The 26315-nt window shown below is 67.0% G+C and carries 28 protein-coding genes; 15 read left to right on the top strand and 13 right to left on the bottom strand.

From position 1 onward, the window contains the following. The first annotated feature begins 92 nt into the window (after positions 1 to 92). From OG716_RS19730 to OG716_RS19745, 4 genes are read left to right on the top strand one after another with little or no spacing between them, the layout of a single operon-like run. Positions 93 to 974 (top strand): hypothetical protein, encoded by an 882-nt coding sequence (locus tag OG716_RS19730; protein WP_405138971.1) that lies wholly within the window; start codon positions 93 to 95, stop codon positions 972 to 974. Between the two features lie 6 nt (positions 975 to 980). Continuing rightward, a complete protein-coding gene (locus tag OG716_RS19735) occupies positions 981 to 1421 on the top strand; it encodes a hypothetical protein (protein WP_405138972.1) in 441 nt (146 codons plus the stop codon). Positions 1422 to 1472: 51 nt separating this feature from the next. Then, positions 1473 to 1691 carry a type II toxin-antitoxin system VapB family antitoxin gene (locus tag OG716_RS19740; protein WP_405138973.1) on the top strand — a complete coding sequence of 73 codons (219 nt, stop codon included), beginning with the start codon at positions 1473 to 1475 and terminating at the stop codon, positions 1689 to 1691. Beyond that, positions 1688 to 2098 (top strand): PIN domain-containing protein, encoded by a 411-nt coding sequence (locus tag OG716_RS19745; protein WP_405138974.1) that lies wholly within the window; start codon positions 1688 to 1690, stop codon positions 2096 to 2098. The genes OG716_RS19740 and OG716_RS19745 overlap by 4 nt, the downstream gene beginning before the upstream one ends. A gap of 51 nt (positions 2099 to 2149) precedes the next feature. Here OG716_RS19745 and OG716_RS19750 read toward each other — a convergent pair whose 3' ends face one another. The 3 genes from OG716_RS19750 to OG716_RS19760 all read right to left on the bottom strand — a co-directional run bounded on the left by OG716_RS19750 (position 2150) and on the right by OG716_RS19760 (position 8653). Then, positions 2150 to 4768, bottom strand: coding sequence for a DNA translocase FtsK (locus OG716_RS19750; protein ID WP_405138975.1), 2619 nt, complete (start codon positions 4766 to 4768; stop codon positions 2150 to 2152). Between the two features lie 252 nt (positions 4769 to 5020). Next, positions 5021 to 7918, bottom strand: coding sequence for a BTAD domain-containing putative transcriptional regulator (locus OG716_RS19755; protein WP_405138976.1), 2898 nt, complete (start codon positions 7916 to 7918; stop codon positions 5021 to 5023). Positions 7919 to 8035: 117 nt separating this feature from the next. Then, positions 8036 to 8653: a TIGR03085 family metal-binding protein gene (locus tag OG716_RS19760; RefSeq protein ID WP_405138977.1), complete on the bottom strand. Its 618-nt coding sequence runs from the start codon at positions 8651 to 8653 to the stop codon at positions 8036 to 8038. 243 nt (positions 8654 to 8896) lie between these two features. Between OG716_RS19760 and OG716_RS19765 the strand changes: the two genes are divergently transcribed. After that, positions 8897 to 9280: a DUF4189 domain-containing protein gene (locus OG716_RS19765; RefSeq protein WP_405138978.1), complete on the top strand. Its 384-nt coding sequence runs from the start codon at positions 8897 to 8899 to the stop codon at positions 9278 to 9280. Positions 9281 to 9309: 29 nt separating this feature from the next. Beyond that, the gene (locus OG716_RS19770) at positions 9310 to 9861 is read left to right on the top strand and encodes a hypothetical protein (protein WP_405138979.1); all 552 of its coding nucleotides are present in this window, start codon (positions 9310 to 9312) and stop codon (positions 9859 to 9861) included. A gap of 246 nt (positions 9862 to 10107) precedes the next feature. On the opposite strand, the gene OG716_RS19775 is transcribed toward OG716_RS19770, so the two are convergent. Together OG716_RS19775 and dapA are read right to left on the bottom strand one after the other, a co-directional pair. Continuing rightward, entirely contained in the window at positions 10108 to 12189 is a 2082-nt protein-coding gene (locus OG716_RS19775; protein ID WP_405138980.1) for a ribonuclease J, read from the bottom strand. Beyond that, on the bottom strand, positions 12186 to 13094 hold the full coding sequence (gene dapA, locus OG716_RS19780) for a 4-hydroxy-tetrahydrodipicolinate synthase (protein ID WP_355129554.1): 909 nt from the start codon (positions 13092 to 13094) through the stop codon (positions 12186 to 12188). Before dapA ends, OG716_RS19775 begins: the two co-directional genes overlap by 4 nt. Positions 13095 to 13239: 145 nt before the next feature. On the opposite strand from dapA, the gene OG716_RS19785 reads away from it, so the two are divergent. Beyond that, positions 13240 to 13770 carry a hypothetical protein gene (locus OG716_RS19785; protein ID WP_405138981.1) on the top strand — a complete coding sequence of 177 codons (531 nt, stop codon included), beginning with the start codon at positions 13240 to 13242 and terminating at the stop codon, positions 13768 to 13770. Between the two features lie 90 nt (positions 13771 to 13860). On the opposite strand, the gene OG716_RS19790 is transcribed toward OG716_RS19785, so the two are convergent. Genes OG716_RS19790 through OG716_RS19800 form a run of 3 tightly spaced genes read right to left on the bottom strand, consistent with a single transcriptional unit; the run spans position 13861 to position 16851 of the window. Continuing rightward, positions 13861 to 14904, bottom strand: coding sequence for a hypothetical protein (locus OG716_RS19790; RefSeq protein WP_405138982.1), 1044 nt, complete (start codon positions 14902 to 14904; stop codon positions 13861 to 13863). Then, complete coding sequence (locus OG716_RS19795; protein ID WP_405138983.1) at positions 14891 to 16183, bottom strand: sensor histidine kinase; 1293 nt, start codon at positions 16181 to 16183, stop codon at positions 14891 to 14893. Before OG716_RS19795 ends, OG716_RS19790 begins: the two co-directional genes overlap by 14 nt. Continuing rightward, complete coding sequence (locus tag OG716_RS19800) at positions 16180 to 16851, bottom strand: response regulator transcription factor (RefSeq protein ID WP_355129546.1); 672 nt, start codon at positions 16849 to 16851, stop codon at positions 16180 to 16182. Before OG716_RS19800 ends, OG716_RS19795 begins: the two co-directional genes overlap by 4 nt. Positions 16852 to 17086: 235 nt before the next feature. Here OG716_RS19800 and OG716_RS19805 point away from each other — a divergent pair, with 235 nt between their 5' ends. After that, on the top strand, positions 17087 to 17431 hold the full coding sequence (locus OG716_RS19805; RefSeq protein WP_355129723.1) for a hypothetical protein: 345 nt from the start codon (positions 17087 to 17089) through the stop codon (positions 17429 to 17431). Positions 17432 to 17441: 10 nt separating this feature from the next. On the opposite strand, the gene OG716_RS19810 is transcribed toward OG716_RS19805, so the two are convergent. From OG716_RS19810 to OG716_RS19830, 5 genes are all read right to left on the bottom strand, one after another. Beyond that, entirely contained in the window at positions 17442 to 17852 is a 411-nt protein-coding gene (locus tag OG716_RS19810) for a flavodoxin family protein (RefSeq protein WP_405139786.1), read from the bottom strand. A 91-nt stretch (positions 17853 to 17943) separates the two neighbouring features. Continuing rightward, positions 17944 to 18399 carry a peptide-methionine (R)-S-oxide reductase MsrB gene (gene msrB, locus OG716_RS19815; RefSeq protein ID WP_405138984.1) on the bottom strand — a complete coding sequence of 152 codons (456 nt, stop codon included), beginning with the start codon at positions 18397 to 18399 and terminating at the stop codon, positions 17944 to 17946. 110 nt (positions 18400 to 18509) lie between these two features. After that, positions 18510 to 18803 carry a hypothetical protein gene (locus OG716_RS19820; RefSeq protein ID WP_405138985.1) on the bottom strand — a complete coding sequence of 98 codons (294 nt, stop codon included), beginning with the start codon at positions 18801 to 18803 and terminating at the stop codon, positions 18510 to 18512. Positions 18804 to 18890: 87 nt separating this feature from the next. Continuing rightward, on the bottom strand, positions 18891 to 19169 hold the full coding sequence (locus OG716_RS19825; protein ID WP_405138986.1) for a hypothetical protein: 279 nt from the start codon (positions 19167 to 19169) through the stop codon (positions 18891 to 18893). An 86-nt stretch (positions 19170 to 19255) separates the two neighbouring features. Then, on the bottom strand, positions 19256 to 20713 hold the full coding sequence (locus OG716_RS19830) for a DHA2 family efflux MFS transporter permease subunit (protein WP_405138987.1): 1458 nt from the start codon (positions 20711 to 20713) through the stop codon (positions 19256 to 19258). A gap of 87 nt (positions 20714 to 20800) precedes the next feature. On the opposite strand from OG716_RS19830, the gene OG716_RS19835 reads away from it, so the two are divergent. From OG716_RS19835 to puuE, 7 genes are all read left to right on the top strand, one after another. Further along, entirely contained in the window at positions 20801 to 21235 is a 435-nt protein-coding gene (locus tag OG716_RS19835) for a MarR family winged helix-turn-helix transcriptional regulator (protein ID WP_405138988.1), read from the top strand. Positions 21236 to 21299: 64 nt separating this feature from the next. After that, entirely contained in the window at positions 21300 to 22034 is a 735-nt protein-coding gene (locus OG716_RS19840) for a GntR family transcriptional regulator (RefSeq protein WP_405138989.1), read from the top strand. Between the two features lie 88 nt (positions 22035 to 22122). Then, positions 22123 to 22269 carry a hypothetical protein gene (locus OG716_RS19845; protein ID WP_405138990.1) on the top strand — a complete coding sequence of 49 codons (147 nt, stop codon included), beginning with the start codon at positions 22123 to 22125 and terminating at the stop codon, positions 22267 to 22269. Positions 22270 to 22274: 5 nt separating this feature from the next. Beyond that, positions 22275 to 23021, top strand: coding sequence for an aspartate/glutamate racemase family protein (locus OG716_RS19850; RefSeq protein ID WP_405138991.1), 747 nt, complete (start codon positions 22275 to 22277; stop codon positions 23019 to 23021). Further along, positions 23018 to 24232 carry a DUF6986 family protein gene (locus OG716_RS19855; RefSeq protein WP_405138992.1) on the top strand — a complete coding sequence of 405 codons (1215 nt, stop codon included), beginning with the start codon at positions 23018 to 23020 and terminating at the stop codon, positions 24230 to 24232. The genes OG716_RS19850 and OG716_RS19855 overlap by 4 nt, the downstream gene beginning before the upstream one ends. Next, positions 24229 to 25257 (top strand): allantoicase, encoded by a 1029-nt coding sequence (gene alc / locus OG716_RS19860; RefSeq protein ID WP_405138993.1) that lies wholly within the window; start codon positions 24229 to 24231, stop codon positions 25255 to 25257. The genes OG716_RS19855 and alc overlap by 4 nt, the downstream gene beginning before the upstream one ends. Further along, positions 25254 to 26171, top strand: coding sequence for an allantoinase PuuE (gene puuE, locus OG716_RS19865; RefSeq protein ID WP_405138994.1), 918 nt, complete (start codon positions 25254 to 25256; stop codon positions 26169 to 26171). The genes alc and puuE overlap by 4 nt, the downstream gene beginning before the upstream one ends. The last annotated feature ends 144 nt before the right edge of the window (positions 26172 to 26315 follow it).

Consider the following 26315-nt stretch of genomic DNA (forward strand, 5'->3'; position numbering starts at 1 on the left):
CCGAAGACCCCGCGGACGAGGAACTCGGTCTGAGATACGACCTGAGATTCCTCACCAAGGAGGAAGCCGCGCCCGATCAGAACGCCGAAGACATGTGGTTTCGCATCGGTGCCGTGCTGGACCTCGCGGACGCGGGTCCCGCGATCATGAAGGAACTCGAGCGGCGAGGCATCATCAGCAACAGTAGTGATGCCTTCGGTCGGCTCTACAGGCTGTACGAAGCGGTGCGTGTGCCCAAGCCGATGAATTACTTCCTTGTCGATGATCAGGATCCCGACAAGGTGCTGGAGATTTTCGTCCGAGTAAACAGTGGTGGCACCACCCTGTCCTATTCTGACCTGTTGCTGTCGATGGCGACGAATCAGTGGAAGGAACTCGACGCACGTGAGGAGGTCCGCTCACTGGTCACGGAACTGAACAGCAACGCCGGTCGACAGTTCTCCTTCTCCAAAGATGTTGTGCTGAAGACTGCACTGGCAATTGCCGACGTCGATGTCCGGTTCAAAGTCACCAACTTCACCCAGGGGAACATGGCGAAGGTCGAGGCAGCTTGGCCTCAGATCAAGGGAGCACTGCTACAAGCTGCGACTCTTCTGCAGCAGTTCGGCTTCACCGACCGCAACCTCACCGCCAACAGCGTCATCATCCCCGTCGCCCACTACCTTCACCTTCGCGGTGCGACGGACTCTTACCTGAACTCCAGTGCAGACGCGGCTGATCGATCAGTCCTTCAAGGATGGGTTACTCGCTCGCTGATCAAACGAGGTATCTGGGGTTCCGGCCTCGATACCACGCTCACCCGGCTGCGCGAGGTGCTGACCGGCAACACGATCGGCAGCTTCCCCGCAGTCGAGATCGAGGCCGCCGTGGCGGCAGTCGGCAAGAGCCTGTCGTTCGACGCCGCGGAGATCGACGAACTGCTCAACCTCAAATACGCAGGGCAGCGCACCTTCTCAGTGCTGTCCGTGCTCTAACCGGGCTTGGATTTCAGCAAGAAGTTCCACGAGGATCACATCTTTCCCAAGTCCCGCTTCACCAAGAAGAAGCTCGCCGCAGCCGGGATCGCCGCTGACAAGATCGACCACTACATGGCGGTCTTCGATCTGCTTCCCAACCTCCAACTCATACCCGGCACGGCAAACATCGAGAAGCAGGATGCACTGCCGACCGACTGGATCGTGACTGCGTTTCCGCTCGAGAACAAGCGCAACACCTATCTCCACGACAATGATCTGGACGGTCTGCCACTGGGCTCAGCGGACTTCACTTCCTTCTTCCAGCAACGTCCTTCTTCCAGCAACGCAGAATACGCATCCGCGATCGTCTCGTCGAGATCCTTGGAGCGACACCTCCTTCGTAGGTTGCTTCGTCACCCCGTCGACGTCGGAGACGGAGTGACGATAGTATTCAGACGGCCTTAATGTTGGTAATGTATAGTTGCTTGTACATCACCAACATGCACGGAGGTTTCCATGACCGTCACGCAAATCGACCTCGACGACGACGCACTACAGCGGGCTATGACGCTGTCCAATGCCAAGACGAAGAAGGAAGCGGTCAACCTCGCACTGCGGTTCTACGCCGAGAAGCAGGAGCGCGCTGCCCGAATCGCCCAGCATTTCGACCGAGCACGGCACTGGGGTGCGGTCGGTGACGCCGAACGCAGGCACGAGGCCGAAAAGACACGATGATCTATCTGCTCGATACCTCAGCCCTGGTCCGGCTGCTGTCGGAGGAGAAGCTGCAGCGTGCGTGGTTCGATGCCATCGACGCAGAGTCGATCGGCTCGTGTTTCCCACAGCGAGCCGAATTTCTCTTCAGCGCCCGCAATCGAGCCGAGTACGACGAAATCGCCGACATGTTCTCGGACCTGTATCCCGATGTCGGCGTTCCGAAACACGCCGATCGTTGGGTCGCGGCAACGCAATACCGGATGTCGCGCGCGGGCGAGCACCGCAGCGCATCGGCAATCGACCTCATCATCGCCGCGACTGCGGCCCATCACGGATTGACTGTTCTCCACGACGACAACGACTACGCCACGGTCTCTCGCCATGCACCTGAGTTGCGGCAACACAATATTCGCGATATCGCCTGACCAGGCGGGCGGGACCCGCACAGCCTCTGCGGCGAATCCTGGCGTTTCAGCTCACTCTTCTTCCGGGGCTTCGTCGTCCGCCGGAGGCTCTCCCCCGCCGCCGCGGATGGTCCACAGCAGGCCGTCGAGTTCGTCGGACTTGATGAGGACGTCGCGGGCCTTGGAGCCTTCGCTGGGGCCCACTACGCCGCGGGTTTCCATGAGGTCCATGAGGCGGCCGGCCTTGGCGAAACCAACGCGGAGTTTGCGCTGCAGCATTGAGGTGGAACCGAATTGGGAGGTGACGACCAGTTCGATTGCCTGGACCAGCAGTTCGAGGTCGTCGCCGATATCGGCGTCCACCTCCTTCTTCTCCCCCGCCTTGGCGGCGGTGACGCCTTCCTGGTATTCGGGTTCGGCCTGGGTCTTGGCGAATTCGACTACGGCGGAGATCTCTTCGTCGGAGATGAATGCGCCCTGCAGGCGGGTGGGCTTGCTGGCGCCCATGGGGAGGAAGAGGGCGTCACCCATGCCGATGAGCTTTTCGGCGCCGGGCTGATCGAGGATGACTCGGGAGTCGGTCAGCGAGGAGGTGGCGAAGGCCAGGCGGGACGGGACATTGGTCTTGATCAGGCCGGTGACCACGTCCACCGAGGGGCGCTGGGTGGCCAGGACCAGGTGAATGCCTGCGGCACGGGCCTTCTGGGTGATGCGGACGATGGCGTCCTCGACGTCGCGGGGAGCGGTCATCATGAGGTCGGCGAGCTCGTCGACGATGGCGAGGATGTACGGGTAGGGGCGGTAGACGCGTTCACTGCCCAGGGGTGCGGTGATCTGGCCGGACTTCACCTTGCGGTTGAAATCGTCGACATGGCGAACCTTATTGGCCTGCATGTCCATATACCGCTGTTCCATCTCCTCCACCAGCCAGGTCAGCGCGGCGGCCGCCTTCTTCGGCTGGGTGATGATGGGCGTGATCAGATGCGGAATGCCTTCGTAGGGCGTGAGTTCCACCATCTTGGGGTCGATGAGGATCATGCGCACTTCTTCCGGCGTCGCCCGGTGCAGCAGCGAAACCAGCATGGAGTTCACGAAACTCGACTTACCGGAACCGGTGGAACCGGCGACCAGCAGGTGCGGCATCTTCGCCAGGTTCGCCGAGACGAACTCGCCCTCGATATTCTTGCCGAGGCCGATGACCAGCGGATGGTGGTCGGCGCGGGTGGTGGGCGCCTTGAGCACATCGGCCAGGCGCACCAATTCCCGGTCGGCATTGGGGACTTCGATGCCGACCGCCGACTTGCCCGGGATCGGGGCGAGCAGGCGCACATTCTCGGTGGCGACCGCATACGCGATATTGCGGGCCAGCGCGGTGATCTTCTCGACCTTCACGCCGGGGCCGAGCTCGACCTCGTACCGGGTGACCGTCGGGCCGCGCACGAATCCGGTGACCGCGGCGTCGATCTTGAACTGGATCAGCACCTCGCTGATCGCCTCGATCATGGAATCGTTTGCGGCACTGCGCAGCTTGGGCGGATCACCATCGGTGAGCAGACTCAGCGGCGCGAGCTGATAGTCGCCGTCCACCTCACGCTCGGTGACGAACTCCAGCTGCTGCGCGACCGGCGGCGGCGGGGTCTGATCGACCACCTTGGGCGGCACCTTGCGCACCTTGGCTTTCGGCTTCTCCTCCGCCACGATCTCCTTGGCGGCCTGCAGCGGCGGTTCGCCGATCACCTCGGTGAGGGCATCGGAACCACCGAATTCGTCGACCGGATAGTTCTCCGACGGTGCACGGCCGCGGCGCTTGCTTCGCACGCCCTCATGACGCGGGAAGCCGTCCGCGTCATAGTTTTCCGGGTCGTAGAGGCCGGGTTCGTCGGAGTAGCTTTCATATTCGTCGCCGCCGCTGCCGGTGCCGAAGATCTCGCGCAGGGCCTCCGGCACCTCACGCACGGTGGTGCCGGTGAGCAGCAGAATGCCGAATCCGATGGCCAGCAACAGCAGTGGAACGGCCAGCCAGGCGCTCAAACCGTCACGCAGCGGGCCGCCGATGACGTACCCGGCAAAGCCCGCGGCATGTGCGCGACCGTGCGCATCGGCCGGCGCCCCGGCCGCCATATGCCACAGGCCCAGCACCGGCAGGCCGACCAGCAGCCCGCCCAGCACCAGTCGCGGCCGGATCTCCGGATGCGGTTCGGTGCGCATGAGAATGACCGCGATGCCGATCAGCACGAACGGCAGTGCCGCCGAGACGGATCCGGCGACGGCGCGAATCGCGGCATCCACCCAGTGCCCTACCGGCCCGCCCGCGGACAGCCATACCGCCGCGACAATCAGAAATCCGAAACCGACCAGCCCCAGCGCGATTCCGTCCCGCCGGTGCCCGTGCTCGATCTCCCCGGCACGGCTCAGGGCCCGGGTGCTCGCACCCAGCCCTCGCGCCAGCATGTTCCACCCGCTGCTCACGCCGCGGGTGACCACCGCCAGCGGCGCGGTATTCGATGTGCGCCGAGGTGCGGGACGGCGGCGCGCCGGAGCGCTCCGACCGGCATTCCCCCGCGCCGCGGCCGTGGTGCGACCGCGCGCAGCGGTGCGCGGAGTGCTCGCCCGAGACCGTGCAGGAGTCTGCCCCCGCGTCGATCCCGCTCGCGAACGTGACGTTGCGGTACCGCGGGACTTACCTGGCATGCACCCAGGCTAGTCGCAACCGCACCATGCGGACCATCCGCAACACTCGGCCCACATACAACAGCCCCTGTGGGATAGGCAACGAAATCAGCCGCACGAGCGCCGCCGCGACTGCCGGCTGCGCCCTCCGACCAGCCTCTCGACCGGTGCGACAGCACACCCATCATCGATCCTCACCGCACGCGCACCGCCCGGACGCGCCGACAACCCGGCACAGCAAATCGCGGCGCCTCGACCCCGCGCACCCACCGATCAGCTTGCGGCCGGGATGACGGCCGAGCGTTGCGGATGGGGGCTGGGCGTGACCGGCGCGGTCCAGCGGGTCAGGGCTGCCTCGAAGTCGGGGATCTGGCTGGCGGCGGTGCGGTAGCACTCGGCGGCGTCGAGGGTGCGGCCCAGGCGGTGCAGGGCGGTGTAGCGGACGAGCAGGTTGTCGGTGTGCAGCGCGCCTACCCGGGAGGCTTCGCGGGTGGCCTCGGCGAGCTCGGCCTGTTCGACGGCCTGCAGGAGGCGGTCGGCGCTCAGATGGGCCAGGGCGGCCCGGGAGTGAACCGTGGATTCGAAGCGGAGGGCGCCGGCACGGCGGGCGGCGCGCAGGGCGGCGTCGAACAGCAGGGTGCCGAGTTCGCCGTCACCCTCCTTGCTGATCACCCAGGCGGCTTCGGTCAACGCCCACATGACATTCCGGCGGGTACCTGGCTGCGAGTCGCCGACGACGGCACGCGCGGCCGCGGCCAGCGAATCGCGATTGCGGCCCGCCGCCGAATAGGCCCGGGCGAGGCACGAATAGGCGACCCGCACGCATTCGGGACTCGCACCCAGCCGATACAGGCGCAGCGCATGCGCGAAATGCGTGGCCGCGCTCATCGGATCCTGGCGATAGAGCCCGATAATGCCCGCGAACACATGCGCGGTACCCGCCACCCACGGTTCGGCATCGGGATCGGTATCGGCGAAAAGCCGGTGCAGGTGCCCGGCCGCCCGCTCGGGCTCACCGAACTCCGAGACCAGCGCGAAAACCAGCGCCAGCCGGGCTCGACCGGCCGCCACCACATTGCCGTCGGCCTCGGTCGCCCGGATCAATTCCTCGAGCGCCTTCTCCACGTCCACGGTGGCATCACCGGCGAGCATGGTCTCGGCCACCGACAGGGCCAGATCGGCGGCCAGCAATCGATGGTGCGGGGTGCCCGCCACCGCGAGGCGGTACAGCGCGACCAGATTGCGGCGCTCGATATTCAGGAAATCACGGGTCGCGTCCAGATCGGCCGGCCGGGTGCCCGGATGCCCGGTCGGGGCCAGGGCCAGGCGCAGACCCGGATGCCGCACGCGCAGCACGGTTTTCATCGTGGCCAGGTAGTAGTCGAGCAGCCGCGCGGTGACGTCCACCTCGGCATCGTCGCCCTCGCGGCCGAGCGCGAACAAGCGCATGAGGTCGTGATAGTGGTAGCGACCGCGGCCCACGGTCTCGAGCATGCCGCGATCGACCAGTTCCTCGCACAGATCCTCGGCCAGCGGCTCGATGGTATCGAGCACCGCGGCCGCGGCGGTCAGCGGTAGCTCCGGCAGCTCGGCCACCGCCAGGAGGCGGAACGCCCGTGCGGCATCGGCGGGCAACTGCTCGTATCCGGCCCGGAAGGCGACAGCCAGCGCCAGCTCCCCGGTCCGGAAGCGGTCCAGGTCATGGCGTTCGTCGGCCAGCCGGTCGGCCTCGGAGACGATCGTCCACTGCGGCCGCGCCGCGACCCGCGCCGCCACGATGCGCACCGCCATCGGCAGCAGTCCGCACAGTTCGGCAATGCGCCGGGTCGCCTCCGGTTCGGCGGCCACCCGCGCCGGGCCGACAATGCGGGCGAACAGCGCCACCGCCTCCGCGGTGTCGAGCACCCGCAGGGCCGCCGAGCGCACCCCGGGCAGCGCGGTGAGCGGGCGGTGCGCGGTGACCAGCACCGCGCAGCCGGGACCACCGGGCAGCAGCGGCGCGACTTGGGCGGCGTCGCAGGCATTGTCGAGCACCAGCAGCATGCGGCGACCGCTCACCACGGACCGGAACAATGCCGCACGCTCGGCCACCCCGGTGGGCACCTCACGCTGCGCCACATTCAGGGCGCGCAGAAAGACCCCGAGCACCTGCTCGGGGTCTGCCGGATCCGCACCCGCACCCTGCAAGTCGACATACAGCTGTCCGTCCGGATACTGATCCCGAATCCGGTGCGCCACATGCAGAGCCAATGCGGTCTTGCCGACTCCGCCCATACCGGAGATGGCCACGATCGAGGTTCCGGCGCCGAACGCGGCGCTCAGCTCCCGCACGAGATCGCGGCGACCGGTGAAATCGGCCGTATCCGGTGGCAATTGGGCCGGTAGCGGCGCCACCGCAGGAACCGGGGCGGTGACGTACACGCGGGCGGGCAGTTCATCGGCCAGGATCTGCCGATGCAATTCCAGTAGGGCTGGCCCGGGCTCGATGCCCTGCTCCGACACCAGCAGTCGCCGAATGCGCTGATATTCGCCGAGTGCCTCGGTGCGGCGGCCCGCCCGGTACAGGGCGGTCATCATGAGCCCGCGCAGCCGCTCACTGAGCGGGTCACCCGGGATCAGGGCCTCCAATTCGGCTATGGCATCGGAATAGTCGCCGCGCTGCACGGTGACTTCGATGAGGTCTTCGCGCAGCGCCCGGTGCAGGCGGCGCAGCCGGGCGCGTTCGGCGGTGGCCCACGGTCCGGGCACCCCGCTGAGCGGATCGCCGCGCCACAGCCCCAGCAGCGCGCGCAGTGCGGCATCGGCCTGCTCCAGCTGTCCGGCTCCGCGCGCGGTCTCGGCTTCGGCGCGATACCGGTCGATTTCGTCGATATCGAGCTCGAGCGGGCCTTCCAGGCGGTAGCCCCGCGACTCGGAAGCCAGCAGCATCGTCCCCGGTTGCGCCGACAGATGCTTACGCAGCGCCCACGCGTAATTGCGGAGCGCACCCACCGCGGAGGCCGGGCGTTCCGCACCCCAGATGCCGTCGACCAGTTCCTCGATCGACACCGTCCGCCCGCGCGCACAGGCCAGCATGACAAGCGCCGCTTGCTGTTTGGGCGGCATGGGCGAGCCGGGCGCACCATCGGACACCAACTCGACCGGCCCGAGCAGCGCCAGTTGCCAAGTCATTGCCTACCACCTCATCACCACGGGCTACCCGCCGCTCGCAGAAGCTACCGTCCGGCGCGTGATCGTTTCATGATCAGCGGCCGGACCGCCACTCGAGCGCACCCGCCGGCCGAAATCTCACACGCTGCGATCCAGAGCGTGGACCGCGGCCACATCCTCCGCGTCCCCGGTGGCTTCCAACCGGACGGCACTGCGGCCGAACGCATGCAGCAGCAGCTCCGACGGCGGACCCGCCAGCACGACCGTGCGCTCCCCCGCGCGATGCGCGACGGTGCGGCGACCGTCCGGCGTCACGAGCGCCACGGTAACCGGCGATTTGCGATATGCCATGCGCGCCAAGCCGGTCAGGACCTTCCAGAGCCGATCCTCGTCCGCGGCAGACAGTTCGCGCGGCTCCCACTCGGTCTGCGCGCGGCGCACATCCTCGTGGTGCACGAACATCTCGGTCAGATTCATGAGCGAATCCACCGGGCGCAGCAACCACGGCGGACCACTGCTCACCAGTTCGAGCAGCTGCGGAAACGGCCGCTGCGCGACTCGGCGCTGGACGTTCTCCAGGTGGGAGGCGAAGGGCTTCAGCATGATGCCGGGTGCGGCATCCGGGCGGCGCTCGCGGACGATCAAGTGCGCGGCCAGATCTCGCGTCGTCCATTCACCGCAGAGGGTGGGTGCGTCCGGGCCGGCCGCGGCCATCGTCTGCACCAGGGCCTGCCGTTCCCGCTGTGCCATGCTCATAAAGGGAACCCTAACCGGACACACCCTCGAATGCATCGGGCGCGTTGCACCTTGTGATAGCGATTCAATTGCTGATTGCCCCGGTCTTTAAGCGGAACACCCGGTCCGCCATAAGGCGCGCGTTCGATCATGAACTCATCAGCCAGTACGGCATTCGCCGGTTGGCTTCGGTCGAATCGGATCGGTAGCTTGTGCACTCGGTCCATCGGGTCATGGGCCCACAGCACAAGAAGGGCAACAATTTTGAAGAAGATCGTCAGCGGCGCCGCCATGATGGTTGCGGCGGCCGGTTCCCTACTGGTCAGCACCGCGGCTCCGGCCGGGGCCTCCACCGACAACTTCGGCGCCATCGCGCTCTCACCCTCCACCGGCCACATCGGCTACTCCTATGATTACTCCGATCGCGGCTCGGCGCAGGATGGCGCGATGTCCTCCTGCTCCTTCAACGACTGCCGGGTGGTCGCCACCTTCGCGAATGGTTGCGGCGCGGTTGCCTACTCCCCCCGCGGCTATTACACCTATGGTGCGGACTACTCGCGCTCGTCCGCGCGGACCCAGGCGCTGAACCGCAATTACTCCGACGCCACCATCGTCCACTGGAACTGCACCACCGGCTACCAGCTCTGATTCCGAATTCCATACCGGGGAGAAAATCGTTGAAGCACACCATCTTCCGCGCCACCGCCGCCGTGGCGCTGGCCGCCGCCGCGCTCGGCCTGGTCGCCTGCAGCTCGAGCGATAAGTCCGACAGCGCCACCACCACTAGCGCCGCCGCACCCAGCAATGCGTTCCAGGGCACCACCGACGACACCAAGGACACCGGCGCGCCGTCCACCTCGCAGGTGCCGAACCTGCCGAAGCCGACCGTGGCGGAGCTGAACGACAAGCTCACCAAGGCCTTCGACCCGTCCATCGACGCCAAGACCAAGGTCGACTGGATCGAGGATGCCGGACAGGACCCGCAGCTGGTCGCCAAGCTGGTCGACGCCGCCAAGAAGAACGACGTCAAGGTGGAGATCACCAACGTTCCCGATCCCGCGGACGGCAAGATCAAGGCCGATGCCAATGTCACCATCGGCGGCTCACCGGTCAACAATGCCACCGTTTCCTTCGTCGCCGACGGCAACGACTGGAAGGTGGACCACAACTTCGCCTGCAGCATCGTGAAGGCCGCCAAGCTGGATTCCGCAGCCTGCCAGGACAAATAGCAGCTCTTCGTGTTTCCGCCCCGGCAGCTGAGGCTGTCGGGGCGGCTTCGGTTTCGACGGTTGGCGGGAAGCTTCGTGAGGGTACGAACATACCGGCCATTCATATTTAAATGCGCATATTTCAATGTAGGTATGCTTTTCGGCCTGCTTCAGCACATCACCAGAGTGATTGCCAGATAACGCAAGAGCGCCCGGCAGCTGGTGCTGCCGGGCGCTCTCAGGTTGTGGCGCTTGCCTTTTCGGGCGTCAGACGCCGATCACCGTCGGGACGATCATCGGGCGGCGGCGGTACTTGTCCGCGACCCACTTGCCGACCACCCGGCGCACGCTCTGGGCGATGCGGTGGGTGTCGGTAATGCCCTCGCTCGACAGGCGGCGCAGTTCCGCTTCGACGAGTTCATGCGTTTCGGCCAGGGCGTCCGGGTCGTCGGAGAAGCCGCGGCCGTGCACCTCGGGCGCACTGACGGCCTTGCCGGTGGTGGAGTCGACGGCGACGGTGATGGAGATGAAGCCGCCCTCCCCCAGTACCAGACGATCCGAGAGGGTCGATTCGCCGACGTCGCCGACGGACAGACCGTCCACGTACACCTGACCGACCGGCACGCGGCCGGTGATCGAGGCGATGCCGTCGACCAGATCGACCACAACGCCGTTCTCGGCGAGCATGACTCGCTCCTCCGGCACACCGGTCGCCACCGCGAGCGCGGCATTGGCGCGCAGGTGCCGCCATTCACCGTGCACGGGCATGGCATTGGTCGGCCGCACCGCGTTGTACAGGTACAGCAGCTCACCGGCCGAAGCATGTCCGGAGACATGGACTTTCGCGTTCTGCTGGGTGATGACGGTCGCGCCGATCCGGGTCAGCCCGTTCACCACGGTGAACACGGCATTCTCATTGCCCGGAATGAGCGAGGAGGCCAGCACCACCAGATCGTCGGCGCGAATATTGATCTGGCGGTGATCGCCGCGCGCCATGCGCGAGAGCGCCGACAGCGGTTCGCCCTGCGAGCCGGTGGAGATGAGCACCAGCTTGTGCACCGGCAGGTTCGCGGCCTGATCGATATCGACCACCAGACCGTCCGGCAGATTCAGATAGCCGAGATCCTGGGCGATCTGCATATTGCGGACCATGGACCGGCCGACGAAGCAGATGCGGCGGTCATAACGCTGCGCCACATCCACCACCTGCTGAATGCGGTGTACGTGAGAGGCGAAGGACGCCACGATGACTCGGCCCTTGGCCTTGCCGATCACAGTGTCCAGCACCGGGCCGATCTCACGCTCGGGCGTGACGAAGCCGGGCACCTCGGCATTGGTGGAGTCCACCAGGAACAGGTCCACACCCTCGTCGCCGAGGCGGGAGAACCCGGCCAGGTCGGTGAGGCGGCCGTCCAGCGGGAGCTGGTCGAGCTTGATATCGCCGGTGTGCAGCACCATGCCGGCGGGGGTGCGCACCGCGACCGCGATGGCATCCGGGATCGAGTGGTTGACCGCGAAGTACTCGCAGTCGAACGGGCCGTGCTGGGTGCGCTGGCCCTCGGTGACCTCGATCAGCTTGGGCTGCAACCGGTGCTCACGGCACTTGGCGGCCACCAGCGCGAGGGTGAACTTGGCGCTGACGATCGGAATATCGCGGCGTAGGCGCAGCAGGAACGGCACCGCACCGATGTGATCCTCGTGACCGTGGGTCAGGATGACCGCGGCGATATCGTCCATGCGGTCCTCGATGGGACCGAAGTCGGGCAGGATCAAATCCACGCCCGGCTGCTGGTCCTCGGGGAACAGCACACCGCAGTCGATGATCAGCAGCTTGCCGTCGTATTCGAAAACGGTCATATTGCGGCCGATTTCGCTGATGCCGCCCAGCGCGAACACGCGCAGGCCGCCCTTGGGCGGCTTCGGGGGCGGGGGCAGCTGACGACGCTCGGGACGCGGCGCGGCAACAGCCTCGGAGCGATCACCACGACCGCCCTGGCGGGAACGGGTCCCGCCCGGCTTACGGGTGCGATCGGCCTGCCGCGACTTGGGCGCGGAGTCGTCCTGGCGCGCCTTCGCGGGCGCGGCGTCGGCCTGCCCGTTCTTGGCGGCCCGGGTGCCGTTGCGCTTGGCCCGGGTTTCCTGCGGCGCGGCGGTTTCCGCCGGCGCCGCGGCCTGCGCCGGTGGCGCTACGACCTTCTCAGGTTGCGCGGCAGCGGCCTTCGGCTGCTCGGCGGCAGTGACCTTCGGCGCCGCGGCAGCGGCGGCCTTCGGCTGTGCGACAACAGGTTCCGGCGCACCCGCGGCGCGGGAGGCGGTACGACGCGGTCGGCGACCTTCGGGGTTGCTCATGCAAGCACCCCCGCGGTTCGCAGGTCCACGGCAAGCTCGGCGAGCTGCTCGGTATTGGGCATGAGTTGTGGCAAACGTGGCTCCCCGGTTTCGACCCCGAGCAGCCGCAGCGCACCCTTGGTCATGGCGACGCCACCCAGCCGGGACATGGCCCGATTGAGTGGAATCATGCTGACATTGATTTCACGAGCCCGGGCCACATCGCCGGCGGCATGAGCCGCAGCGAGTGCACGCAGGCGATCCGGCACGAGATGGCCGATAACACTGATGAATCCGACCGCACCGACCGACAGCCAGGGCAGGTTCAGCCCATCGTCGCCGGAGTAGAAGGACAGGCCCGTCTCGGCGATGAGCTCGGCGCCGGCATTGAGATCGCCCTTGGCGTCCTTGACCGCGACAATGCGCGGGTGCTCGGCGAGACGGCGAATGGTGTCCGAATTGATGGCCACCATCGAACGCGGTGGGATGTCGTAGAGCGTGACCGGCAGATCGGTGCTGTCCGCAATGGCGGTGAAGTGTGCGAACAGGCCGTCCTGCGAGGGACGCGAGTAATACGGGGTGACGACGAGCAAACCGTGGGCACCCGCGCGCGCCGCATTGCGTGCCAGCTCGATGCTGTGCGCGGTGTCGTAGGTGCCGGCGCCCGCGATAACGGTGGCGCGGTCACCGACCGCGTCGACGACGGCGTGCAGCAGATCGAACTTCTCGGACTCGGTGGTGGTCGGCGATTCTCCGGTGGTGCCGGAGATGGCGAGCAGGTCCACACCACCTTCGACCAGGCGAGCGGCGAGCGCTACCCCGGCATCGACATCGAGCTTGCCTTCGGCGGTAAAGGGAGTCACCATCGCGACACCGACTGTGCCGGACGCGCGCAGCTCGATTCGCGTCGATTCACCGTTCGTCATAGCCAGAAGGCTACCCGGTTACCGAAACACCTTTTGCATCGTTATACCCGAACCGGCCCGTCGATGACGGTGATTCGCATCGCTCCCGGGGTGTGACGCCAAATCACTCCTTGAATGATGTCATTTATGACAGCACACTGGTGTCATGGATCTGAACAAGTACACCGCCCAACTACGCGAGAATCTCGTCGCGGCCGCCGCGCTCGGCGATGAGAAGACGCAGTCGACGGCCGCCGCCCTGGCCGCGGCCACCGAGAACTCGGCGCGGCTGGTGCTGCTGGCGGCGCTGTCCGAACTCGCCACCGAGGTGAGCGCCGCGGTCGGCGATCACACGGTGCACGTCTCCTATGACGGCTCGGAAGCGCATGTGGACGTGCGCAAGGCGGGCGGTCCCGAGGAGGAGCACCAGCCCACATTCGAGGAGATGACCGGGGATATCAGCCGCGTGACACTGCGACTGGTCGAGCAGATCAAGTCCCGCGCGGAGGATGCGGCGGCACAGAGCGGGCAGTCGCTGAACTCGTGGATGGCGACTGCCGTGCAGGGTGCGCTGCGCGATCAGATGAAGAAGGGCGGCGCGGGCCGCTGGGATATGCCCCGCGATTCACGCCGCCCCAGGGACACCGATTCGCACCGGCCCAAGGACACCAGGGATCCCGAGGACCCGGCCAGCTGACACGAACCGGTGCGGCCGGCTGAAGTGAGTCAATGCGGCCTGGCCGATGCGAATCTGTCCGCCTGGCTGGCACAAGTCAGTGCGCCGCGTTCAGTCCGTGACGCTGACCTGACCGTCCGTATCGATCTCGGTGCGGCAGTCGTGATCGGGCGCGTGCGCGAGCACCGTCGCCAGTACGCGCCGCCCCAGCGGCAGTACCCGCACCGTCACCGATCCGGTATTGGCGGCGTCCAATTCCCTTGTCGCCGCGTCGATCACACGTTTTCGCACCCATTCCGGGACGCCCGCGAAGCCACCGTCGTCGAGCAGTACGACCTCGACGCCCCGGGCGCGTGCACCGCGCGCCGCGCCACTGAGTTCATCGGTCATCAACTGCGGCGCCCGCAGGCCGTCGCGCAGTTCCGCCTCGAGCAGGCGGCATTCCTCACGTTCGGCCGCGGTGAGTTCGGCCCCATCGGCAATGCGCTCCAGAATCGGGCGCGCCACACGGTCCAGCCGGGCGAGCTGGCGGGTGCGTTCACTGTCGGCTGCGGCCATGGTGGCTTCGGAGGCGGCGCGCATCATGGCATCCTCGCGCAGCAGTCGCAGTGAGCGCTGCATCGGTGCCATGACCATGCTGAAGACCGAGATCGCGGCCACGGTGCCGATCGGCACCAGCGAGCCGACCACGGTATTCGACTGCAGGTGCGCGGTCATACCGGCGACCAGCAGCACACCCGCGATCCCGGCCACACCGGCCCACGCCGTCCGGACCCGGCCGCGCAGGACCAGCACCGCGAGGACATAGGACGAGGCGAAGGCCGACCACACCGAGTAGTGCACGGTATCCGCCGACGGGGTCATGACGGTGAGCGCGGTGGCCACCGGTCCGGCCGCGGCGGCGAACAGGGCGAGCGGCAGCGGCAGCGGATCCACCGGCACGACCACCACCAGCGCGCCCGCACTCAGAATGAGCACGGTGCCGAGCAGGGCGGCCCACTGCGGCGATTCGCCGAAATTGCGAATCATGTACAGCGCGATGGTCGCCTCGAGAATCAGCAGGAACAGCCAGGCTGCGCGGCCGCGCAGGCCGAGCATATCGCGCAGGTCGAACCGCGAATCCAGTTCTGCCACATGGTAATCAGCGGGAACCATCGCCACCCCACACCAGCGTCACGGTCGTGCCCTCTCCCGGTTGGGATTCCACGAACGCGCTGCCGCCGGCCAGTTGCCGCATGCGGCCGAGAATGCTCATGGAGATGCCGAGCCGGTCCGCGGAGACCGCGGCGAGGTCGAAACCGGCTCCGTCATCGGTGAATACGATGCGAATACTGCCCGCGCTCACGGTGGCGGTGACAATGCGGCGCACCTCGCGACCGGGTAGCTGGGCATGCCGCAGACTGTTGCGCACCGCCTCGGCGAGCGCCGCGGCAATGGTACTGGCCGCGTGCACCGGCATGCGCAGATCGTCGAAGCCCGGCCAGGTGCGGGTCGCGAAACGCACGACGGGATTGATCTCGTGCACGGCGGCGCGCAGGAACAGCACCGCCGAACGCGCATCGAGCAGATCTGGATCGCGGTCGCTGCCGCGACATTCGTCGAGTTGTTCGAGCGTGCGCTCGGCTTGGCGGCGCAGCACATCCGACTGTGCGCCCGCCCGCGAGGCCTCCAGCAGGGTGGAGAGCACCGCATCGTGGATGAGTGCGGCGAAACGCGCGCGCTCGTGGTCACGGCCCTGCGCCGAGGCGGCGGCGGCCGCGCGGCGAGTGGCAATGACCGATTCCCGGTCTACCCGCGCGGCCGCACCCGTGGCGGCGGTACCGCACCAGACGAACAGGGCTGCCAAACCCACTGCGCGCAGGAAGTTCTCGACCACCGAGTACGGCGTGACCGTGGCGACGGTGTAGATGATCGACAGCGCCACCGAGGTGGAGGAGGCCACCAGATAGGCGACGGCCCAGCGCGGCGGCCAGGCCAGCACGGCCGCGATCACCGCCAGCGCCGCCACCCGGTACGGCCACACCGTGGTCGAATCCACCGAATGGACTTCCAGCGCGAACGGCATGGTGGCCAGCGCGGCGAGGAAACTCAGTGCGGCACAACCGGATACGATCCGCACCGGGCCCGGCCCGGTTATGGCCGATACCACCGCCAGCACCGGGAACCAGCCGAAGGTCAGCACCACGGCGACCACGGTCCACCAGCCGGGGGCGTGCCGCCCCTGTTCGGCGATCTCGGGCAATTCCATGGCGCAGACGATGATTCCGGCAATGCCGACGGAGATGCCGAGCCGGCGCATGATCCGGTCGTAGGCGGCGGTCGCCGGATCCTCCTGCGGCATCACCAGCGCGCGGCGCAGCCGTTGCAGGAATGCGGTGATCACGGACATCGGATGCTCGGCGGGCCGGGTGGCGAGCGTGCCGGTCGCGGTCATGCGTGCGGTTGCCGTTTTTCGGGGACGGGAAGCCACCCGTCCTCGACGGCCCGCTTGTACAGATCGGTTTTCGTGGGCGCCGGACGGCCGGCATCGGCGTACTTCTGCCGGATGCGGCCGAGATAGTCGTTGACGGTCTGCTCCGAGAGACCGGTCATGCGCGCCACCCGCGACGCCTTCTCACCAGAGGCGTAGAGCTGCAGCACCTGCTGCTGCCGCGGGCTCAATCCGACATTCGACAGCTGCGGATCTCCGTCGATGGCGGCCGCCCAATCGGTGGTCACCACCTGCTCGCCCTGTGCGGCGCGGCGCACGGCCGCCACCACGGTCGGCACATCCTCCGATTTCCGGACCACGCCCAGCACACCCGCCCGGGCGGCCTCGCGCACCATGAACGGATTGTCCGCACCGGTGAACACCAGCACCTCGATACCGCGTTCCCGCAGCGTGCGCACATTGTCATCGGGCGATGATCCGTCGGCGAGCCGCAGATCCAACACCACCAGATCCAAGTGCGGCCCGGCGGACAACAGCTCCGCCACCGTCCCCGCGGTGATCACCAACTCCAGATCGGCCTCGGGCGCCAGCATGGCCGCCAGCCCGATTGCCACCGATTCATGATCCTCGACCAGCCCGATACGGCGTATCCCCGAATCCTGCGCCTGCACGCCGGCCCTCACCTCTTCTCAACTCCCGAATATTCGTATCGAGTATGACGGCAAGCCCACCGGATGCGTCAGCCACCAGAATTCGGGGGGAAGGCTGACTTCGGAACGAGTACAAAAAGACCGCCGGGCCCGTTCCGGGCGAACTGTCCGTACGCTCTACGCCATGAGCGAGAATCTGGAATCGGTGACTGCGCATTCAGGGAGCGGCGGGGGCACCGCACGGCTGCTCTCGGCGATGCTTTTCGGTATGGGGACATTGCATTTCGTGGCGCCGAAGCCGTTCGACGCCTTGATTCCCCCGCAGCTGCCGGGCTCTGCTCGGGCCTACACACTGGGTTCCGGTGTGGCCGAGCTCGCGGTGGCGGGGGCGCTCGCAGTGCCGAAGACCCGGCGGCTGGGCGGCGGACTCGCGCTGCTGCTGTTCCTCGCGGTGTTCCCGGGCAATCTGCAAATGACCTATGAATGGGTGCGCAGTGACAAGCCGCTGCCTTTGAAGGTCGGATCGATTCTGCGGCTGCCCCTGCAGATTCCGCTGATCCTGGCCGCCCGCAAGGTGTACCGGCAGACCGCCAGGGGCTGACGCGCCGCGCTCAGGGCATGAGCTGCGCGGCCACGGTCGCGCCGAGTTCCCAGCAGCGCTGTACATCCTGCTTGGTCGGCGGCCCGGAGACCAGGACCGCAGAGGCGGCCTTCTCCCAGCCGAGTCCGGTGGTAATGCTCTCGACAGCGCGTTCGGCGCCCTCGGTCCCCTGATTGCCGTGCATGTACATGCCGTAGAGCCGGCCTCGGGTCGAATCCAGGCAGGGGTAGTAGAAGGTGTCGAACGCGTGCTTGAGCGCCCCGGACATATAGCCGAGATTGGCCGGGGTGCCGAGGAGATAGCCATCGGCCGCGAGCACATCGCTCGCGGTCACCGCGAGTGCGGCCCGGCGCACCACCTCGACACCTTCGATCTCCGGATCGGTGGCTCCGGCCACCACCGCCTCGAACATCTCCTGCATATGCGGCGACGGCGTGTGGTGAATCAGCAGCAGCTTCGGCACGAAGTCGAGCCTAGCGCCGCGGTTCGCCTACGCCGGTCGCCGCAGCGGGTCAGTCCTGCTTATCGGTGAAGAGCGACCGGTACTGCCCGTAGCCCTGCGCCTCGAGATCGTCGAGGTGGATGAACCGCAGCGCCGCCGAATTGATGCAGTAGCGCAGGCCGCCCGCCTCGCGCGGGCCGTCGTTGAACACATGCCCGAGATGGCTGTCGCCGAGGGCCGAACGCGCCTCGGTGCGGATCATCAGATGACTGAGGTCGCGCTTCTCGACCACGGTCTCGGCCTCGATCGGCTTGGTGAAACTCGGCCAGCCCGAACCACTGTCGAACTTGTCGACGGAGGCGAACAGGGGCTCGCCGGACACCACATCCACGTAGATTCCCGGCTCGTGGTTGTCCCAGTACTCGCCGGTGAACGCACGCTCGGTGCCGTTCTCCTGCGTGACGTGGAACTGCTCGGGTGAGAGCGCCGCCACCGCCGCGGGATTCCGGTTGTATTCCTGTGTCACTTGACCTCCTCAGATGGGCATCCGGTACAACCGGACCCTTGCCTCGGAAGTTCCCGCCGCACGGCAGGCGTCACACTTCGGTCACCTCTCGGCCAGCAGACCGTGGTCCGTCATGACATGACGCGGACGCTGCGGCCGTCGGCGCTGACCGTACTGCCGTAGGGGGAAATCGTTTCCGTGGCACCGGTGCAGTCGGTATGGGCGTAGAGGTAGGCGGCGGTGCCGGTGTCATTGTGAATCGTCACCGGGGGAACCAGATTGTCGTAGCAGCCGGTCGGATCAAGATAGACCCGGCCGTCGATGATCAATTGCCCGCCATCGTCGGCCGCGCCCACGCCGGTCATACCCAGGGTCAATATTCCGGCCACGATGAGCGTGGCCGGCAGTGCGACGAATCGTCGCATCAGCTTCTCCTTGTTTCAGCGAAAAGCGGCTTACAACAATTCGAGCCCGAACCGGCCTCGCGCAGTTACCTCCGCTGTCCCTCCAGGCTAGTCGGTCGTGCCGCTGGCTTCGCCGATGAGTTCGGCAAGCACATCGACGGCATCCTGATTGCCGGTGGCGGCGAGCCGCCGCAGCTCGTCCATATCGTCGAATTCGATTGCCAGCTGCACGAGTTGGTCGGCGGCATCCTGGCTACCGGCGGCGGCCAGCTGCCGCAATTCCTCCATATCGCCGCGCGCACCGGCGAGTTCGACAAGCTGATCGACCGCATCGGTATCGCCGGCGGCCGCCCTACTGCGAAGGTTCATCAGTTCGGAATCAGTCATGCCGGCCACAGTATCGGCGAGGGGTGACACCTCACGCGCAACGACCCACCGGGCGCCCGGTGCCCGGTGGGTCGCGCGGTGGTTCGCTACCGGCGCTGGTGGCGGCGGAGCACCGTGGAGGCGGCCGAGGCGATGAGCGACAGCGCCGCGATGGCCGCGAAGGCGAAGTGGTAGCCGGAAATCGGCTCCCATCCGGATGCCGTTGCGCGGGAAAGGATTACCGCGATCGCGGCCACACCGACCGCGCCGCCGACACGCTGCAGGATATTGACGAAGGCAGCGGCATCGGGCAGTTGATCGTGACGGACGGAGGCGTAGGCCGCCGATATCAGCGGGATGCCCGACAGTGCGGTGAATACACCCGCCGCGAACAGGAGCATCTCCATCAGGAAGGTATCGGCATCGATCGGGAGGAAGGCGAACGGAAGCACGGTCAGCGCCACCCCGAGGTTGCCGCCCACCGCGATGACACCGCCGCCGAAGCGGTCCGCCAGGCGGCCGCCGAGCGGAAGGGTGACAACGCCGCCCGCACCGAAGGCGATCAGCAGTACGCCGGTGCGAATCAGTCCGTCACCGTGCAGCACCTGGAAGTACAACGGCAGCAACACCATCACGCTGAACATGGACGCACCCGCGAAGAAGCTCGCGGCGTTCGCGGCCGCGAAGACCCGGTTCTTGAACATGCGAACGTCGAGCAGCGGCCGACTGCTGCTGATCGTGCGAGCGATGAATCCGGCGAGCGCAGCCAGGCCGAGCAGTACCGGCAGCCATACCGAGAGCGCGGTGAACGAGCCGTCGATACCGATTTCCGACAGGCCGTAGACCACGGCCGACACTCCCCCACCGCCGAGAATCAGGCCGAGCACATCCAGGCGCTGCGCCGGTGCGCCGCCCTGCAGCGGCAGATACCGCAATCCGAGGGCGATGCCGATCAGGCCCAGCGGGATATTGATGAGGAACAGCCACTGCCAGCTCCAATGGGCCAGCATCAGACCGCCTATGGTCGGTCCGATGGCGGGCGCGCCCACCACCGCGATGCCGACCACGCCCATGACCCGGCCCATGCGCTTGGGTCCGGCGGCCTGGCCGAGGATGGTCTGACCGGCCGGAATCATCACGCCGGCGGCGAGCCCCTGCAGTACGCGCAGCGCGATCAACCATTCCGCCGACCCGGCCAGCGCACAGGCGGCCGAGGTGAGGGTGAAGGCGAGCAGTGCGCCGATCCACAGTCGGCCCACGCCGACGCGCCGCGCCAGCCAGCCGCAGACGGTGAGCGAAACACCAAGGGCGAGTAGGTATCCGCTGGCCACCCACTGAATCGTGGCGAGCGAGCTGCGCAGGTCCGCACCGATGGTGTGCAGGCCGATATTGACCAGTGAGGTATCGAGCATGCCCATGATCGCGCCGAACACCACGACGGCGGCGGTGCGCCAGACGTGCGCGGGGATCTTGTCGGAGGCCTCGGGGGCATTCGGGTCGGGGGCAATGGCGTTCGGGGCGTTCGGGGCGTTGGGAGCGCTGGCATCCGTGCGCGGCTGCGACATCGGACCCCTCCTTCAGTTGTGATTGAGCTTATCAATTGCAGAGCTTAACAATGATTGAGCTACTCAACAATAGATATAATCTGCGGCGTGACCGAAAACCGCGACTATCACCCCCGTGGACTGCTGCGCTATCCCACGTACGCCTTCGGCAAGCTGCACAAGGCCATACACACCGACGTGGATACGCCGCTGCGGGAGCACTGGGTGCTGACCTACCTCGAGGAGAGCGGCGACATCACCCAGCAGGAAATGGCGAACGCGCTGTCCATCGACCGCAGCGAGGTGGTCCGGCTGATCGACAGCCTGGAGAAGGCGGGCCTGGTCACCCGCACCCGGGATGCCGACGACCGGCGCAAATACCGGCTGACCATCACCGCCTCGGGACGCAAACTGCGCGAGGAGGTCAGCGCGCAGGTCGATGCGGCAACCGATGTGGTGCTGCGGCGGCTCACCCCGGCGGAACGCGCTACGCTGCACCGGCTTTCGCTCAAGGCCCTGGGTTACGACCTCGACGAGCTCTGAGCCGCCGGACGCGGCGGCCGGTGATCCGGTTCCCGGCCGGAAGCCGGACCGCTACCGTGGGCTGGTGCCTTCCCGACCACGACTACCTCGACTACCTCAGCTGACCCCTGCACACGATGCGCATCGCGGGTATTCCCAGCACGAGATTCTCGACGAGTTGCGCAGGCTGATCCTCGAGGGCAATCTGCCGCCGGGGACCGGTATGCCGCTGGGGGAATTGGCCCGGCAGTTCGGGGTCAGCGCGATTCCGGTGCGGGAGTCGCTGCAGACCCTGATCGGCGAGGGGCTCGTCGAGCACAAGACGAACTTCGGATATCAGGTGACGCTGTTGACTGCGGCCGAGCTGCGCGAGCTGTATGTCGTGCGGGAGAGCCTGGAGGCCGCGGCGCTGGCCGCCGCCGTGCACCAGGCCACGACGGCCGATCACGAGCTCGCCCGGGAGATCCATGCCCGGCTGGAACGGGCGATTCTCACCGAGAACGCCCTGGCCTATCACCGGGAGACGCGGAACTTCCATCTCGCGCTGGTGCGGCCGTCCGGTATGCCGCGGGTGGTGCACATGCTCGAATACGCCTGGAATATCACCGAACCGGTGCAGCCCATGGTGCACGCCAGCACGGCCGATCGGGTGGTGCTGCACGCCGATCACAGTAAGCAGCTCGCGGCCTTCCTGGCTCGCGATTCCGACGCGCTGCTGGCGGCCACGGGTGCGCATCACACGCGGCTCAACGGAGTACTGTCGCGACTGCCCACCGATACCGGACTTTTTGCGGATTCGGCCGGTCAGAAAGATATATAGTTTCAGCAACAACCGGGCAATACCCGCTCGATAGCATCGCGAACACCTTTGTTTCCGAAGGTCGGACCTATGAGATCGGATGTGCGACGTGCCTGACAGGAATCCGCGGCGCGGCAGCTGGCGGATCAGCGGCACGATCGCGACGGCGGGCCGGCTCGCCGCCGTGTTCCCATTGCGGGTCTCCGGCAAGATCACCGGTATGCACCCGTCCGGCCCCGTATTCGAAACTCGGTGAGATCCATGCGAATTCGAGTCATCAATCCCAATACCACCGTGGCCATGACCGATCTGGCCGCGGCCGCCGCCCATGCGGTGGCCGCACCCGGGACCGTGATCGAGGGCATTACCCCGGCCATGGGTCCGGCCTCCATCGAAAGCCATTACGACGAAGCGCTTTCCATCCCCGGACTGCTCACCGAGATCGCCCGCGGTGAGGCGGCGGGCGTGGACGGCTATGTGATCTCCTGTTTCGGTGATCCCGGCCTGGATGCGGCGCGCGAGCTGGCCCGCGGGCCGGTGATCGGCATCGCGGAGGCGGCCATGCAGGCCGCGAGCCATCTCGGGCGTGGCTTCAGCGTGGTGACCACCCTGGCCCGTACCTCCGGCCGGGCCGCGGAGCTGGCCGAACGCTACGGCATGCGGCGGTTCTGCCTCGGCATTCACGCCTGCGAGATTCCGGTGCTGGAGCTGGAGGATCCCAAGGCGCGCACGGTGATCGTGGATGCCTGCCGGGAGGCCGTGCACACGGACAATTCCGATGCCATCGTGCTGGGCTGCGCCGGCATGGCGGATCTGTGCGAATACCTGACCCGCGAGGTCGGCGTGCCGGTGATCGACGGTGTCGCCGCGGCCACGCTGACCGTGCAGTCGCTGGTCACCATGGGGCTGCGTAAATCCGGGCGCGGGGAGTACGCGACCCCGCTGCCCAAGCACTACACCGGCCTGCTGGCCGGATTCTCCACCGATGCCGAGGAGGCGCGTTCGTGACCCTGCCCCCGTATGTACTGGGCAATATCGAGGGCCGCCTGCAGGCCGTCGATTCCGAGTTGGCACAGCGATACCCGGGCGATCGGGCGGGTCAGCCGATCCACACCGTCTATGTGAGCGCGGCCGACGCCACCCCCGAGCTCCCGCGCGAATGGGGTGCGACGGCAATCGAATTGGCCGGTAGGCACAGTGCGGTGCTGACCGAATTGGCCGGCGGCGAGGTGCTGTCGCGGGCGCTCACCGCGCTGCGCTGGCGGCCGATCCAGGATCTGCGCCTGGATTTCGAGGACGGCTACGGCACGCGTGGCGATGCGGTGGAGGATCGCGACGCACTGCGCGCGGGCGCCGTGCTCGCCGCACTGCCCGCCGAGGTGGTTTCGCGCGGTATTCGTATGAAGGGCCTCACCACCCTCGAATGGGCGCGCGCCGTGCGCACTCTGGAGAAGGTGCTCGAGGGCGCGGGCGGGGTGCCGACCGGATTCGTCTTCACCATTCCGAAGATTCGCTCGGCCGATCAGGCCGAGGCGGCCGTACTGCTGTGTCAGGCAATCGAATCCGCGCACGGGCTGCCCGAGCAGTCGCTGAAGTTCGAGCTGCAGATCGAGAGTCCGCAGGCCGTGATCGCCGCCGACGGCACCGCGACGGTGGCCCAGGCCATTCACCGCTCGGCCGGACGCTGCACCGGATTGCACTACGGCACATACGATTACAGTGCGGCCTGCGGTATCGCACCGCAGTTCCAGTCGCTGGAGCATCCGGTGGCCGATCACGCCAAGGCGGTCATGCAGGCCGCCGCCGCGCAGACCGGCGTATGGGTGTGCGACGGCTCGACCCAGGTACTGCCCATGGGCACCGATGACGAAGTGCGCGCGGCCTTGGCCCGGCACTATCGCCTGGTCACCCGCTCGCTGGAGCGCGGGTACTACCAGGGCTGGGATATGGGCGCGGGACATCTGGCCACCCGCTGGCTGGCCACCTTCGCCTTCTACCGCACCGCGCTGGAAGTGGCCGCGCCGCGCATCGGCCGCTACCTGGATCGCCAGGGCGGCGCGGTGGTCGACGAACCCGCCACCGCCCAGGCCCTCGCGACCGTGGTGCTGCGCGGATTGGATTGCGGCGCTTTCGATCCCGACGAAGTGACGGCGCTGATACCGGCCGCCACCGTCGATGTTCTCCATCAGTTGCGCGAAAGGAAAATGCCCTCGCTATGACCGCCGATACTGATTTCACCCTCCTGCCCGATCTGGCCGTTCGTTCCCTCGGCGGTGCGGTGATCTGGGCCAATGACGAATCCTTCGCGGAGAAGGAGAATTTGGTCCGGCCGGAGGATTCCACCTATCAGCCCGCGACCTTCGGTCACAAGGGCCAGGTGTACGACGGATGGGAGACCCGGCGGCGGCGCGACGAGGCCGGGGATGCCCCGGAACCTGACGATTGCGATACCGCCATTGTGCGGTTGGGTGTGCCCGGCGTGATCGCGGGCATTGTGGTGGACACCGCCTGGTTCAAGGGCAATTACCCGCCCGAGGTTTCGGTGGAAGCCATTGCGGTGGAGGGTTATCCGGCCGCCGAGGAGATTGCCGCGCTGGACGGCTGGACCACCATTGTCGAGCGCAGCGCGGTCGGCGGTGACAGCCGCAATCCGTTCACCGTCGATTCGAAGCGCCGGTTCACCCATGTGCGCCTGCGCATGTTCCCGGACGGCGGCGTGGCCCGGCTGCGGGTGCACGGTGTGGCCACACCCGATCTGCGCTGGCTGGATTCGGGTCCGTTCGATCTGGCCGCGCTGGAAAACGGTGGCCTGGTGGCGGATTGCTCCAATCGCTTCTATTCGCATCCGCAGAATGTGCTGCTGCCCGGGCGGGCGCAGTCCATGGGCGGCGGCTGGGAGACCGCGCGCCGCCGCGATAAGGACAATGACTGGGTGCAGGTGCGGCTGGCGGGTGAGGGCGTGCTCACCATGGCCGAGATCGACACCTCGTACTTCCTGTTCAACAGTCCGGGGGCGGCCGCGCTCACCGGTATTCGCGCCGACGGCTCCGAAGTGGAGTTGTTGCCGCGCACCGTGATCCGGCCCGATACCCGGCACCGGTTCGCCATCGACTCGGACGCGGCGGTGGTCGAGGTGCGGCTGGATGCCTTCCCCGACGGCGGCCTCGCGCGACTTCGCCTGTACGGCAACCTCACCGAGTCCGCGCGGGCGCGGCTGGCGGCCGAGCAGGGGGAGATCGCATGAGCGACTTCGATCTGAACTATCCGCGGGACATGGTCGGCTACGGCCCGAACCCGCCGCATCCGCAGTGGCCCGGCAAAGCCAATATCGCGGTCAATTTCGTCCTCAATTACGAGGAGGGCGGCGAGAACAATGTGCTCGACGGGGACGAGGGGTCGGAGACCTTCCTCTCGGATATCGTTCCGGCCCAGTCGTTTCCGAACCGGCACCTGTCGATGGAGTCCATCTACGAGTACGGCTCACGTGCCGGGCTCTGGCGGGTGCTGCGCATGTTCGAGCAGCGCGATATCCCGCTGACCATCTTCGGGGTGGCGCGGGCGCTGGAGCGCAATCCGGAGGCGGTCGCGGCCTTCCAGCGACTCGGCCACGAGATCGCCTGCCACGGGCTGCGCTGGATCTCGTACCAGTCGGTCGATCCGGAGATCGAGCGCGCGCACATGAAGGAGGCGGTGAGCATCATCACCCGTCTCTTCGGTGCGCCGCCGCAGGGCTGGTACACCGGTCGCGACTCCCCCCAGACCCGTGAGCTGGTCGTCGAGCACGGCGGTTTCGCCTACGACTCGGATTCCTACGCGGATGATCTGCCGTACTGGGCCAAGGTGGGCGAGCACGATCAATTGGTCATCCCGTACACCCTCGAAACCAACGACATGCGCTTCTCCTCCCCCGCCGGTTTCGCCAACGGTGACGAGTTCTACGCCTACCTCCGCGACGCCTTCGACGTCCTCTACGCCGAAGGCGAGGCGGGCGCCCCCAAGATGCTGTCCGTAGGCCTGCACTGCCGCATCGCCGGAAAGCCCGCCCGCGCAAAGTCTCTGGAGCGTTTCCTGGACTACGTCCAATCCCACGACAAGGTCTGGATCACCCGCCGCATCGATATCGCCGACCACTGGCGCAAGGTGCACCCGGCGCGCTGACCGTCGCATTGCGAGCGAGAGATGAGTGTGGCCCGGAACCGTACGGTTCCGGGCCACCGTCGTCGTTACGGGAATCGACCGAAATTCGCTGGGCCGCTGTGAGTCTGGATCCCGGCCACAAGCATGCCGGGATGACGGGGGGCG

The organism is Nocardia sp. NBC_01388 (assembly GCF_045040085.1).
Lineage (GTDB): Bacteria > Actinomycetota > Actinomycetes > Mycobacteriales > Mycobacteriaceae > Nocardia.